Below are 13370 nucleotides of genomic sequence, written 5' to 3'. Positions count from 1 at the left end.
CCTCCTGCCGTCTGGATATTACTACTTTCCTCGGACTTGGAGACCTCGATCTAGAAGCGACCGGGCTCCATGCCAGCACATACCGTGCTGTGATCAAGTGTGTTCCCAACGGTGATGACGGCTGTTGCCGTAGGCACGGGGGGCGTCACGGGGTTGTTGACCGCTGGCAAGTCCATGTTCCTTCGGGCCAGCGCCCTACGGTGTTGTTGGTTCGCCTGCCCCACTATCGCTGCCCCGGTTGCGGCTGCTGCTGGCGTCATCAGTTGAAACGGGCCGCAGCGCCCAGAGCCAGGTCGGCTCGGGCTGCGATCGTGCGGGGACTCGAAGCACTTGTGTTCGATCGGCTCCCGATCTCGCGGATCGCTGCTGCGCTCAGGGTTGCTTGGGGCATCGCGAACACTGCGATCCTGGACGCCGGTTAACATTTGCTCGTCGATATCCTAGCCGTCTGGACGGGGTTCGAGTGCTTGGTGCTGATGAGCATGGCTGGCGTCGCACCCAGTTGGGCAACAAGTATGTGACCGTCATGATCGATCTGACCCTGTTTCGGGACAAGCGCGGTCCGTCACGGCTCATCGCATCCGTCTCCGCCCCAGCCTCCTGCGACTTTACCAGAGCTCTGGCACCAACAGACGCCTCGCACTTGTCACCTCTTGCTGGGCTGCTGCTTCAGCGCTCACGGACTCCTACCCCGAACCGGCTCCTTTACCAGTCTCCGCATGCCCCTGATTCGCACGACCCGCCACCGCCATGACATACCGCCACGGCGGGAGGCGCCGCCCACCGCCACGCTCAGCGGGCCTCAGGCGACCTCGGCGATCGCGGCCAGCACGGCGTCGGGGACTCCCACGGCGCGCAGGCCGCCGAGCAGCGCCCCGCCGGTCGCCCCCGACCGGACGACGTCCCAGGCGCGATCCTTCACCACGTAGTCGATCTCCACCGGCTCAAGGATCGAGAACACCTCATCGGCCAGAGCCGGCGGCGCCGCCCGCAGCCCCTCCAACTCCACCACCACGCCGTCGGCCGGGCGAACCTCTCCCAGCGCGATATCGAGCCCCGCGCCCAGCGTGAAACCATCGGCCAACCGGCCACGCACCTCCAGCGCCCGCCCATCCAAGGACGCCCGCACATCGCCACCGGCCGACAGGAGGCGCATGGTGATCTCCCGCGCCTCGGGCACCACGCCCCGCGGGCCCTCCTGGCCGATCTCCAAGCGCGCGCGCCCGGCATTCTCATCCCAGGTCAGGGTCAAGCGCGTGCGCACCACGGCATCCGGGCCGGGCTCGGGAGAGCCATCGTCCTCCTCCAGGACGAACACGCCGTCGGCCCCCGGCACCACCACGACGTCGAGGCGCCGGGGATTGGCGCCCGCGGCCTCGGCCAGGTCGCCTGCGAGCACGAGGAGGCTGCCCGCGCGCGCCAGCACTGGCACCTGCTCCAGGCGCCGCGAGAGCACGAGCTCGGCGCCACCCTCGACACCGGCTGTGTAGCGACGGCCGGTCGGCAGGTCGAACCAGGTCCCCTCGGGGAGCCAGGCGCTCTCCTGGGCGAGCCCGGTGGCGGCATCGGAGCGGTGAACCATGGGCACCACCAGGAGGTCGCCGAACAGGAATTCCGCGTGGTGGGAGTAAGCCCCCGCACGCCACGGGTGGTCGTGGTAGAGCGGGCGGATCGGGGCGAGGCCGTCGGCCGCGGCGCGCCGGGCCCACGTGTACAGGCTCGGAACCAGCCGGTGGCGCAGGCGCAGGTAGGCGCTCATCGTGGCGCGGGCATCACGGGAGAAGCGCCACGGCTCCTTGGAGTTGAATACCGACGCCGTGGAATGGAGGCGATTGATGGGGGAGAAGCAGCCCAACTGCGCCCAGCGCGCCATCATCTCGGAGTCCTTGACGCCGAGCATGTGACCGCCGATGTCATTCGACCACCAGAAGTACCCGATATTCGCGGCCCTCGCCGTGAACTCCGGCTGGAAAGCCAAGGACTCCCAGCTGGTGACCGTGTCACCGGAGAAGCCGATGGGCGTGCGGTGGCTGGAAGCGTCCGCGAAGCGGGAGAAAGTGATGGGACGGCGCCGTCCACCCGGGCGCTCCCTACCGGAATCCAAGTAGTGGATGTGGTTGAGCATCCACAGGGGGTCGAGGCCCGGGATATCGGTGACGCCTCCCTGCTGCCAGTCGAGCCACCAGAAATCGACGCCGTCCTCCTCCAGCACGTGGTGGGCGCGCTCCAGGTAGGCGGCCACGAAGGCCTTGTCCGTGATGTTGAAGGGGATCTCCTCGCCGGAGTCGGGATCACGGCCCAGATCCCGCATCATCGGGGCATAGGCGTCCTCGTGGCGCCGGATACCGGCCGCCGGATGCAGGTTGAGGGTCACCATCATGCCCCGCTCATGAAGCGCGGCGAGGAAACGCGAGGGGCAGGGGAAGAGCTCGGTGTTCCAGGAGTATCCGGTCCAGCCGTTGCCGATGGCCGGGTCGATGTCCACCCAATGCCAGTCCATGTCGAGCACCGCCACGGAGAAGGGCAGGCCCTCCGCGGCGAAGCGGTCCATGAGCGCGAGGTACTCCTCCTCAGAGTACGGGTGGTAGCGGCTCCACCAGTTGCCCAGGAGCGCCCGGGGCACCAGCGGCGTCGGGCCCGTCAAGGCGAAGAAGGCGCGCAGGGCGCCGCGGTAGTCCTGGCCGTAGCCGAAGAGGTAGAGGTCTTCCCCGCCCGGGGCTCCGTCCACCGGGCCGGCTCCCGGGCGCGGCCGCACCCACTGGTCCTCCTGGAGCAGCAGGGATCCGGAGTCGTCGACGACGGCAATGCCGTCCGTGGACAGCAGCCCCGGCCCCAGGTCCACCCGGCCGTCGGCCTCGTCCAGGGTACGGCGGGTGCCGCCGAGGTTCGTCGGGTAGTTCTCATGGGGGTCCCACGCATCGCCGTGGTGCCAAGTGCCCCCGTGGAGGTTGAGGACCGCGGTGCGCAGGCTGACGCTCAGTCCGGACCGGGAGAATCCCCGCGAAGGCTGGTAGGCCAGGTGGAGGTGCTCGGTGAGTATCTCCAGGCGGTCATCGCCCCGCACCACCTTGAAGGCCGGCGTGGGGCCCAGGTCCCGGGACAGGACGAGCTGGGTGGCGGCGTCGGTGAAGACCCCGTCAGGGGAGTGCTCCATACGGATGAGCCGATCGGTGAGCACGGTGAAGCGGGCCGATCCCGCCATCACGACGGCGTCGGGGCGGGCGGGGGCCATCCGGGGCTGGCTGGAGGCGGAGGACAGGGGAGAGGGCATGATCGGTCTTCGGCTACGGCGGTGGCGGCGCCCGCCAGGGGGCGCTCATGGACGACGGGGCGGATGAGGAGCACTGGCCTGACCCCATCATCCATCACGGGGCGCCACCTGGGGTAGCCCTCCCGGGCCAGCCCGGGAGGGGGAGCAGCGCGGCGGCGCCATCCACCGATCGTTCTGACGCCGTGTGCCCATAAGCACACGTTTTGCACTTGGTGCAAGGCTGCACCGAGTGCAACGCTCATGCCATGACTCACCCACCCGCGAACGGCGCCGCTCCCCAGGCGGGCCTGCGCGCCACCAACGCGCGCCGCACCCGCGAGGCCATCCAGGCCAGCGCCTTGCGCCTGGCCGCCGAGCGCGGCTACGAGGCCACCACCGTCGAGGACGTCGCCGCTGACGCGGGAGTGTCCCGCCGCACGGTCTTCAACTACTTCCCGACTAAGGCCGATCTCATCCTCCGCGCCCCCCAGGTGCCCACCCAGGCCGAGGTCGAGGCCTTCGTCGCCTCCGACGGCGAGCTCCTGCCCGATCTCCTCGGGCTGATCACTCACGCCGTCGCCCCCATGGCCAGCGATGCCGAGGACTTCCAGCGGCTGCGCCGCGTCCTACGCGACGCCCCGGGCATCTTCCCCGAGCTCCAGTCGCGCGTGCGCCTTGTCCAATCAGTCATCCGCGCCGCCCTCGCCCGGCGCTTGGGGGCGGACCTCGACTCCCCGCGGGTCATCACGGCCGCCGCGCTGGCCACCACGTTGCACAGGGCGGCCTTCGAGCTCTGGGCCGGCGACGGCGGTGATCCCGGTGCCGATGCGCCCTGCGACGGGGCGGCCCCGTCCTCCCGCGCATCGGCCGCGCCCGAAACCCTCGCGGAGGCGCTCGACCTCGTCACCGCCAGCCTCCACGACATCCTCGACAACCCCACGGCGCCCGCCGCCACGAGAAAGGACCACGCGTGACCAAGCGCGACACCGACTCACCCACCGCGCGCGTCGGGGCGTCAGGCACCGTCACGGCGGCGGATGTGTTCAAGCCCGACCGCCGCTTCTGGGCCGTTTACGCCTCCCTGCTCGTCGTCATGTTCCTGTCCGCCCTCGACCAGATGATCGTCGGCACCGCGCTGCCCACCATCGTCGGCGACCTCGGCGGCGCCAGCCACATGGCGTGGATCATCACCGCCTACACCCTCGCCATCACCGTGGCCATGCCCGTCTACGGCAAGCTCGGCGACCTCGTGGGCCGCAAGACCCTCTTCCTGATCGCCATCGCCCTCTTCCTGGTCGGGTCCGCGCTGTGCGGCACCGCCGACTCCATGACGGCGCTCATCGCCTGGCGGGCCCTCCAGGGATTGGGCGGCGGCGGCCTCATGATCTCCTCCCAGGCGATCACCGGTGACCTCATCCCGCCGCGCGTGCGCGGCACCTACATGGCCCCCATGGGCGCCATGTTCGGCATCGCCTCCGTCCTCGGCCCCATCATCGGCGGCTGGCTGACCGACTCCGTCTCCTGGCACTGGGTCTTCTGGGTGAACCTGCCGCTGGGCATCATCGCCTGGATCGCCGTGTGGGCGGTCCTCAAGCTTCCGGCCCACAGGCTCCAGGCCAGGATCGACTGGGCCGGGCTGGGCCTGATGAACCTCGGGGCCGTGCTCATCGTCCTCGTGGCCACGTTCGGCGGCAACCAGCTCGACTGGACCAGCCCCGCGCTTATCGCCCTGGCCGTCGTCGGCGCGCTGGCCTGGCTCCTCCTGCCCCTGGTCGAGAATCGCGCGGCTGAGCCGATCCTGCCCATGACGGTCCTGATGAACCGCACCTTCGTCCTCTCCACCGTCCAGGGGATGCTGGCCATGGGCGGCATGATCGGCGCCAGCCTCTACCTGCCGACCTTCCTCCAGATGAGCTACGGCTACTCCGCGACCGCCTCCGGCATCCTCCTGGTCCCCATGACAGTGGGGATGCTGGTCGCCGGGATCGGCTCGGGCATCCTCGTCACCCGCACCGGGCGCTACCGGGTGTACCTCATCATCGGGCCGGTCATCGCCGGCGCGGCACTGCTGTGGATGAGCACGTTCAGCGCCTCCACCCCCGTAGGGATCATCTCCACCGCCGTCTTCGTCCTCGGCGCGGGGATCGGGCTGTTCTTCCAACTGCTGATCACGGTCGTGCAGAACGACGTCGAGCCGCGCCACCTCGGCACGGCCACCAGCGGCAACAACTTCTTCCGCGAGGTCGCCGTCTCCCTGGGCGCCTCCCTCATCGGCGTGGCCTTCTCCAACAACCTGACCGACCAACTCGGCTCCAAACTCATGGCCCTGGCCATGAGCGAGGACCCGCGGATCCAGGAGGCGCTGCGGGGCTTCCACGGCGCCGAGGCCGGCTCCTCGCTCACGCCGGCCCTCGTCAACCAGCTCCCGGACGCCCTCCACACGGCGATCACCAACGCCTACGCCGACGCGCTCACCCCGATCTTCCTGCTCATGGTGCCCGTCTTCGGCCTGGCCACGCTCATCGGGTTCCTCTACAAGGACGTCCCGCTGTCTCGCCAGTCCGCTCTTAAGCAGGTCGCGCAGGCCGAAGGCGTCAGTGCCCGCAACGCTGACAACGACGGCGAGCCCGGCGATGCTGATCCCACGCCCAAGGCGGGGCTCGACCGATGAGGCCGAACCACGGGGCCCTGTTCCTCTTATGGTGAGGAGGCTCTGACATGATGAGCGCCGTGAAACGTGAACCGCTCGACGCCCGCCTGTCCGCCTCCCTGCCCGAGACCGTCGACCTGAGACTGGTGGTCACCGACATGGACGGCACGCTCGTCGACGGCGAGGAGCGCCTCCCTGAGGGGCTCGAGGCCGCCGTCGCCGAGATGCGCGAGCGCGGCGTCCTCTTCGCCCCGGCCTCGGGGCGGCAGATGGCCAACCTCCGCCACGTGCTGGGCGGGGCCGTGGAGGACTCCCCCCTCATCGCGGAGAACGGGGCCCTCGTCGTGCATGACGGCGCGGAGATCCACTCCGTGACCATCAGCCCCGATGAGGCCCGCGCCGCCATCACCGCCGTTCACCGCCTCGCCTCCGAGGGGCGCGATCTGGGAGCGGTCGTGGCCTGCAAGGAGCGCGCCTACACCGAGAGGGACGACGCCCCCTTCGCCGCTCGGATCAGCACCTACTACACCGCCCACCGCCACGTCGAGGACCTCCTGGCCCTCCCGCTGGACACCGTCATCAAGGTCGCCGTGTTCGACTTCGACAACGTCGAGGACGGCACCGCTGAGGCGATGCGCGCGGCCGTTCCCACCGTCCAGGCCGTCGTCTCGGGCAAGCACTGGGTGGACCTCATGTCCCCCGGCGCAGACAAGGGGCGCGCCGTCGGCGCCATCCAGGAGCGCCTGGGCATCACCCCCGCCCAGACCGCCGTCTTCGGCGACTACCTCAACGACCTCAGCCTCTACGACTACTCCGAGCTCTCCTTCGCGATGGCCAACGCCCATCCCAGCATCCTGGCGGCCGCCAACCACATGGCTCCGGCCAACACCGAGGACGGAGTGCTGCGCGCCGTGGCCGCCCTCATGGAGCGGCTGCCGGCCGACCGCGGCTGAGGTCCCGCCCGTCATCGGGGCCGGGGCCGAGCCCCTCAGGCGCGGCGCAGCGCCCGCCCGAGCGCGTCGATGGACTCTGCCCGGAAGTCCCGCATCGAGCGGGCCCACTGGCAGATATCCGCCCCGTGGTACATGCCAGGCTCCACGCGCAGCCGCGCGGGCACGCCACTGGCCCCCAGCCGGCCCGCGTAGTCGACGCACTCGTCGACGAACAGGTCGAGGTCTCCCACCCCGATCCACGCCGGGGCGAGGCCGGTCAGGTCCTCACAACGGGCCGCGACCGCCCAGGGGCGGTCCTCGGGCTCCCCCGGGGGATGCGAGAGATAGGCCTGCCAGCACTCCGCGTTCTGCCGGGCCGTCCATACGAAGTCGCCCCGGCCCGGGATGCCGACTCCGCCGACGCCGGTGCGGTCATCGAGCATGGGGTAGATGAGCATCTGGAAGACCAGGCCGACCCCCTCATCGCGGCAGCGCTGGGCCAGCGCCGCCGCCAGGCCCCCGCCGGCGCTCGCCCCTCCCACCGCCACGCGCGAGGTGTCCACATCCAGGGCCGGGGCGCTCATACGCAGCCACCGCAGCGCGCTCCGCGCGTCGTCGATCGCCGCGGGGTAGGGGTGCTCGGGGGCGAGGCGGTAGTCCACCGAGACCACGAGGATGCCGAGCTCGCGGGCGATGCGCGAGCACAAGGCGTGATCCTGGGCGGGGCTGCCGGCGATGAGGCCGCCGCCGTGGATCCAGATCAGAGCGCCGCTCGGCCCGCCCTCGCGCCGGGCGGCCGTCTCGTAGAGCCACAGGCGCAGGCTCCGCCCGCCCGAGTCGATGACCTGCTCGCGGCCCAGTCGGCGGGGGAAGATCCTTCCCTGGGTGGCCAGCCGCGGCATTCCGCGGAAAGTCTCGGGGGTGATCGGCTGGGGCTCCCCCGTGGGCCCGTGGCCGTGGACCAGGAGGGGAGCGCGCAACTCAGGGGCGACGTCGTGGAACGCCGGGCCCAGGTCGCGGCGCCGGGTGCCCACCGCCCTCGCCGTGACGCCGAGCGCGGCGAGGCCGGCCAATGCCGCGGCGCCCATGGACGGGCGCCCTCCGAATCCCGGCATCTCAATCCTCCTCATCAAACGCCCTGGCGAGCTTGGCGTCCAGTTCATCGACGATCACCCGCTCGCCGTGATCCGCCGCAGCGCCTCCCATAAGCGCGTCGAGCCGGCGGCGCTCCCGTTTCGTGGGGCGGCCCGCCCCACGGTCCCGGATGATTGCCGCCGGGGAGTCCAGGGGGGAGGGCCTGGGCGCGGAGAAGTCCTTGTAGGCGGCGCGGGCGATAGGGGCGCCGACCCGCTTGACGAGGATGCGCGTGACCAGCAGCAGGCGGTCGAAGCCATCCACCCGGTAGCGGATCTCGTCACCGACCTTGACCTGCTGGGCGGGCTTCGCCGCCTCCCCGTTGACGCGCACGTGCCCGGCCTTGCAGGCGGCGGTGGCCGCCGACCGGGACTTGATCTGGCGCGTGCTCCACAGCCACACATCCACGCGCGCGCTGGTGGGCCCGCCCGCTCCCGCGGCGTCCTCGATCGCGCGTCGGCGCGCCTGATCGAGGGACTCCCGCCTCCCGGAGCCGTCGTCGGTTCTCACAGGGGCATCCTAGCCTTGGAGGGGCTCAGCCTCGACGCCGACGGCCTGGCACCCGCCGGAGGCAACGGCGCGCCCGCGCCACGATCCCGGCGCCCAGCAAGAGCATCCCCGCGGTGAGGAGCGCCCGGTGGCGGCCATCGCCCAGGAGTGCCCCGGGCAGGCGGGCGACGGCGTCCCTCGTGGTCCCGATAATGCTGGGGGCGCCATCCCCGCCGGCCGCGCAGTCGGCGAGCGTGGACCGCAGGGCCTGGCGATCCGCGTCCGGAAGGCCGAGCCGGTAAGCGGCGGCCACGCTCACGAAGCGCTGCGCGTACCCGCACCGGAACGAGTCATTGGGGGGCCACCAGCCGGGGGAGGCAGCCGTGGACCACGTGCCGGTCTCCGTGGAGCCGATAGGGCAGGTGGCCGGGCCGCAGGCCCCCTTGGACTGGTTGGCCTGGCCCTCGACGGCCACGAGGTTAAGCGGGTCGTTGGCCACCAGCAGGCGGGTGCGGGCGTCCCACGCCCAGGCTCCATGGGCGTAGAGGTAGTTGAGCGGGATGACGTGGTCGATCTGGACGGCGTCGGACGTTGAGCGCCCGCGCTGGAAGCTCACCGAGGCGCCGGTGTACGGGTCGTGGAGGACCCCGCTCCACACCGTGGCGTCGGGGCAGACCGCCGCGCCCTGGCCCCTGCCGTCCTCACGGCCCTGCTGCCCGTCGGCGCGGGAGAAGTCCGCGTGGGACAGGTCCCGGGCCAGGATCTCGTTGCGCGTGTCGCAGCCATCGCCGTCGACGTCTTCCCAGGCCTTGCCGAACCAGCCGGTGCGGCTGCCGCCGGCGCTCCAGGACTCGGCGGCGGGCTGATCGGCGGGGAGCGCGTCGAGCGCCGCGATCGCGGCGGCCGGATCGAGGACGGCGCTGGCCCGATCGTCCCAGGCCACACCGTCGAGCCATGCCTGGGTGGCGGGGGCACCGACGGGCATGGCGGGAGGCGACGGCTCTGACTCGGCGGGCGCGGCGATCGGGGCGGTCGCCAGGGCGAGGGCGCACGCCGCCATGCCGAGGGGTAGGGCGTGGATGGGACGGCGCATGGACCGACCGTACGTTGCCGCGCCGACCCGTGAGTGCAGGCCTGTGGACAGCGCGCCTTACCGGCCTGGATCCACAGGCCCGGGGCGCGATGCGCCCGGAGGGTCGGAACAGGTCACCGAGGAAGGACCCTTCCCAGCCGGGCTGGCCGTGCCCAGCGCCACCTGGATCCGGGCCGGGCGCCGCTCGGGCCGACGGCGCTCATGCCCCGGGCCCACGAGCGCGAGAAGACCCGCGCCACAGGGAGGACTACCGGTCTCGGGGATCGGCCGCGTCGTCGAGGAACCACAGGGTCCGCCCGCCCCGGGCGCAGGAGATCGGGGCGAGCGCGGCGTCGGGGGAGCCCAGGCCGGCGCGGGCGGCGTCGCGCTTGTCCTGCCCGAAGGCCAGGAGCACCACGAGCCGGGAGCGGTGGAGCGCGGGGAAGGTGAGGGTGGCGCGCTGAGGCGGGGGCTTGGGGGAGTCCTCGACGGCGGCCATGTCCCGTCCCGTGGTCAGCGCCACGGGGTGGCCGGGGAAGAGGGAGCAGACGTGCCCGTCGGGGCCCATGCCCAGGTGGATCGCATCGAAGCGCCCACCGGCGGGACCCGCGATGGCCAGGTCGCGCTCAAGCGCCTCCGTGGCGAGGCGGACATTGGCGGCGGCCTCCGGCCCGGCCAGGCGGTGGATGTTCTCCCCGGGCACGCCGGCCTCCGCCAGGGGGGCGGCGAACAGGTCGTTGCGCTCGGCGTCGCCCGCGGGCACGAAGCGCTCATCGCCGAACCAGATGTGCAGCCCCCGCAGGTCCTGGGGCGAGATCCCGGCTTCGGCGAGAGCGGTCGGCAGTGCGTGGGCGATGGCCTTGCCACCGGAGCCCCCGGTCAGCGCGAGATGAGCGGCGCCCCTGGCGGACAGGCCCTCGGCGATGGCCGCGGCGATCGCGGTGCTGGCGCGCCCGGCGGCCGCCTCGCGGGTGGGCGCGATATCGACCACCGGGGCGGGCAGGCCCGCTGCCCGGGACTCGATGTCGTGGCGCGCGCCGGGGCGCGCGGAGGTGGGCTCGGTCATCGCGTGGCCTCCTGTGAGGGACGTGGCCCCTGGGTCCGGGGGCCCTCGGCGAGGAAGGCTGCGAGGACCTCCCCGTAGAGCGGGTCGGGGGACAGCCGGCGCAGTTCCTCGTCGAGAGTCATCACGTCGCTTCGGCGGGTCATGGTGGCGATCTGCGGCTCACGCCCGTCGGGGCGGCAGACGCGCACGCGGTCTGTGTCGACGCGGGTGATCGTGATCTCGCCGTCCGGGGTGCGGGCCTGCACGGAGGCGATGCCCTTGAACCCCTCGACATCGCGGCGCTCCACGGGCACGCCTAGGCGGAGCCTCAGCCAGGAGGTCATAAGCGCCACGGAGGCGTTGCAGTGCTCTCCCTCGATGACCATCGAGGTCACGCCCGCGCCGCGCAGGGCGGGGGCCAGGGCGGAGGCCACCATGGCGCGCCACAGGGTGATGCGCGTCCACGCCAGGTCGATGTCCCCGCGCCGCGAGCACGGCGCCAGGCCGCGCAGGGCGGTCTCGGGCCGCTCGAGGGCCGGGGTGTTGGTGATCCTCGCCGTGGCGAGGCGCCCCAGGGGATCGTCGGCGGGCACGGGCGGGCACTCATGGGGCCACCACACGACCACGGGCGTGTCGGGCAGAAGGAAGGGGACGACGAGCGTGTCGATGTGGTCGGCGGCCTCGCCCCAGGGGCGCAGGACGATCGTCTCGCCCGCCCCGGCGTCATGGCCGGTGCGGATCTCGGCGTCGAGGTGCCCCCCGATGCCGGAGGCGACGTGGCCGTCGCGGCTGCGGGGCCCCGAGGGCTCCTGGGCCTCCTCGCGCTCGGGGACCACCGCGATGATGCGGCTGGGGTGGTCCCGGCTGGCGCCGTGAGCGGCCTCAAGAGAGGCCTCAAGGCGCTCGGCGTCGCAGGCGATGAGCAGGGTCAGGACGTGGGAGCGCCCATGGGCGCCCTCGTCGGCCAGGATCGCCGAGGTGATCCTGGCGGTGGTGGTGGCGGTGAGCGTGGTGATCATGAGCGCCTCCAGGCACGGCCCTCGCGGGCGAGCAGATCGTGTGCATCCCCGGGCCCCCAGGACCCGGGGCGGTAGTCCTCGGGCGACCCGGAGGCCGCCCAGTGCTCGATGACCGGGTCGAGGATCCTCCAAGACAGGTCCACCTCCCGCTGGTGGGGGAACAGCGGGGCGTCCCCGAGGAGCGCGTCGAGGATGAGGCGCTCGTAGGCCTCGGGGGACTCCTCATTGAAGGTGGCGCCGTAGCCGAAGTCCATCGTCACGTCGCGCAACTCCATCTGCGTGCCGGGCACCTTGGAGGCCACTCGCAGGGTCACGCCCTCGTCGGGCTGGATGCGCAGCACGATGGTGTTGGCGCCGATACCGGCGGTCGCGGCGTCGTCGAAGGGCAGGAAGGGCGGCTGGCGGAAGACGATGGCGACCTCGGTGACCCTGCGGGCCAGGCGCTTGCCCGCGCGCAGGTAGAAGGGCACGCCCGCCCAGCGGCGGTTGGCGATCTCCAGGCGAAGCGCCGCGAAGGTCTCCGTGCGCGAGTCCGGCGCCACGCCGTCCTCCTCCAGGTAGCCCTTGACCGCAATGCCGCCCTGGTAGCCGGGGGCGTAGCGGCCCCGAGAGGTCGTGGCGTCCAGGTCGAGGACGCCGTCGCGCTCCAGGCGCACCGAGGCCAGGACCTTCTCCTTCTCGGCCCGCACGGCCGCGGCGTCCATCGAGGTCGGCTCCTCCATGGCCACCAGGGCCAGGAGCTGGAGGAGGTGGTTCTGGATGACGTCGCGCGCCGAGCCGATGGTGTCGTAGTAGCCGGCCCGCGTACCGATGCCGATGTCCTCGGCCATGGTGATCTGCACGTGGTCCACGTAGCGCTGGTTCCACAGGGGCTCGAACATCGTGTTGGCGAAGCGCAGCGCCAGGATGCTCTGGACCGTCTCCTTGCCCAGGTAGTGATCGACCCTGAAGACGTCATCGGGCCGCACGATGCGGCCGATGAGCTCGTCGAGCTCGCGCGCGGAGGCGCGGTCGTGACCGAAGGGCTTCTCGACGACGACGCGCCTCCAGGCCCGCTCATCGCGCTCCACCAGGCCGGAACGGGCGATGCGCTCGGTGACGGCGGGGAACCAGCCCGGGGGGATCGACAGGTAAAAGGCCCGGTTGCCGGCCGTGCCGCGCGAGGCGTCAAGGTCCTCGACCACGCCGGTCAGGCGCTGGTAGGCGTCATCGTCCTCGAAGGAGGAAAAGGTGACGAAGCGCATCCCGGCCGCCAACTGCTCCCAGGTGGTGTCGCGCCACGGGGTGCGGGCGCCCGCGCGCGCCCACTTCTCGACGTAGTCGCGCATAGCGCCATCGTCCCATTCGCGCCTCCCCACGCCCACCAGGGAGAAGCTGGGGGAGAGCAGGCCGCGGTTGGCCAAGTCGTAGATGGCCGGCAGCAGTTTGTTGCGCGCCAGATCGCCGGTGATGCCGAACATCACCAGGACGCAGGGGTCGGCGATCCTTGGGAGTCGCAGGTCACGGCTGTCGAGCAGCGCCGTCGCCGAGGGGGGACGGGAGTGGGCCGGTGCTGTGGATGCTGGCACGGGTGCCTTCCTGGGGTGGCGTTGGCCGCGGGGCTCCGCGGCCGGCCTCACTCTAGGCGCCCGGCGCGCTGGGCCCTGACGCGTTTCACGTCGAGAGTAAGGGGCGTGGGCCGGTGGGGCCACGGGCCCCCGCGGGGGCTACTGTTGGCAGCGGCCCACGCGAGTATCCCCGCGCGCAGCGGGGCTGAAGGCGCCAGCCGCATCGGCTGCC

10 protein-coding genes are annotated in these 13370 nt (G+C 71.9%); 3 read left to right on the top strand and 7 right to left on the bottom strand.

All coding sequences use genetic code 11. The annotated features are described in order from the left end of the window. Positions 1-802 precede the first annotated feature (802 nt). Complete coding sequence (locus GVV76_RS04615; RefSeq protein WP_159625329.1) at positions 803-3271, bottom strand: TIM-barrel domain-containing protein; 2469 nt, start codon at positions 3269-3271, stop codon at positions 803-805. A 245-nt stretch (positions 3272-3516) separates the two neighbouring features. Between GVV76_RS04615 and GVV76_RS04610 the strand changes: the two genes are divergently transcribed. The 3 genes from GVV76_RS04610 to GVV76_RS04600 are packed head-to-tail and all read left to right on the top strand — an operon-like array spanning position 3517 to position 6853. Beyond that, positions 3517-4224, top strand: a complete 708-nt coding sequence (locus GVV76_RS04610; protein WP_159522956.1) for a TetR family transcriptional regulator — start codon at positions 3517-3519, stop codon at positions 4222-4224. Next, positions 4221-5921, top strand: coding sequence for an MDR family MFS transporter (locus GVV76_RS04605; protein ID WP_159625327.1), 1701 nt, complete (start codon positions 4221-4223; stop codon positions 5919-5921). The genes GVV76_RS04610 and GVV76_RS04605 overlap by 4 nt, the downstream gene beginning before the upstream one ends. A 59-nt stretch (positions 5922-5980) precedes the next feature. Next, complete coding sequence (locus GVV76_RS04600) at positions 5981-6853, top strand: HAD family hydrolase (RefSeq protein WP_159522952.1); 873 nt, start codon at positions 5981-5983, stop codon at positions 6851-6853. A gap of 35 nt (positions 6854-6888) precedes the next feature. Here GVV76_RS04600 and GVV76_RS04595 read toward each other — a convergent pair whose 3' ends face one another. From GVV76_RS04595 to zwf, 6 genes are all read right to left on the bottom strand, one after another. After that, a complete protein-coding gene (locus GVV76_RS04595; RefSeq protein WP_235905150.1) occupies positions 6889-7947 on the bottom strand; it encodes an alpha/beta hydrolase in 1059 nt (352 codons plus the stop codon). A gap of 1 nt (position 7948) precedes the next feature. Then, positions 7949-8416: an RNA-binding S4 domain-containing protein gene (locus GVV76_RS04590; protein ID WP_159625560.1), complete on the bottom strand. Its 468-nt coding sequence runs from the start codon at positions 8414-8416 to the stop codon at positions 7949-7951. 85 nt (positions 8417-8501) lie between these two features. Next, positions 8502-9548, bottom strand: a complete 1047-nt coding sequence (locus GVV76_RS04585; RefSeq protein WP_159625325.1) for an HNH endonuclease family protein — start codon at positions 9546-9548, stop codon at positions 8502-8504. A gap of 247 nt (positions 9549-9795) precedes the next feature. Then, the gene (pgl, locus tag GVV76_RS04580; protein ID WP_159625322.1) at positions 9796-10593 is read right to left on the bottom strand and encodes a 6-phosphogluconolactonase; all 798 of its coding nucleotides are present in this window, start codon (positions 10591-10593) and stop codon (positions 9796-9798) included. After that, entirely contained in the window at positions 10590-11591 is a 1002-nt protein-coding gene (locus GVV76_RS04575; RefSeq protein WP_159625320.1) for a glucose-6-phosphate dehydrogenase assembly protein OpcA, read from the bottom strand. Before GVV76_RS04575 ends, pgl begins: the two co-directional genes overlap by 4 nt. After that, positions 11588-13159, bottom strand: coding sequence for a glucose-6-phosphate dehydrogenase (gene zwf, locus GVV76_RS04570; RefSeq protein WP_328703560.1), 1572 nt, complete (start codon positions 13157-13159; stop codon positions 11588-11590). Before zwf ends, GVV76_RS04575 begins: the two co-directional genes overlap by 4 nt. Between the last annotated feature and the right edge of the window lie 211 nt (positions 13160-13370).

The sequence above is a fragment of the Actinomyces sp. zg296 genome (assembly GCF_009829695.1).
Classification (GTDB): domain Bacteria; phylum Actinomycetota; class Actinomycetes; order Actinomycetales; family Actinomycetaceae; genus Actinomyces; species Actinomyces marmotae.
The sequence above is the reverse complement of the archived record's forward strand: the minus strand, read 5'-3'. Positions and strand labels throughout refer to the sequence as shown.

Bases quoted from the DNA above. Each gene is read 5' to 3' on its own strand.
- GVV76_RS04615 (WP_159625329.1), bottom strand. From the start codon at position 3,271: ATGCCCTCTCCCCTGTCCTCCGCCTCCAGCCAGCCCCGGATGGCCCCC.
- GVV76_RS04610 (WP_159522956.1), top strand. From the start codon at position 3,517: ATGACTCACCCACCCGCGAACGGCGCCGCTCCCCAGGCGGGCCTGCGC.
- GVV76_RS04595 (WP_235905150.1), bottom strand. From the start codon at position 7,947: ATGCCGGGATTCGGAGGGCGCCCGTCCATGGGCGCCGCGGCATTGGCC.
- GVV76_RS04585 (WP_159625325.1), bottom strand. From the start codon at position 9,548: ATGCGCCGTCCCATCCACGCCCTACCCCTCGGCATGGCGGCGTGCGCC.
- pgl (WP_159625322.1), bottom strand. From the start codon at position 10,593: ATGACCGAGCCCACCTCCGCGCGCCCCGGCGCGCGCCACGACATCGAG.
- GVV76_RS04575 (WP_159625320.1), bottom strand. From the start codon at position 11,591: ATGATCACCACGCTCACCGCCACCACCACCGCCAGGATCACCTCGGCG.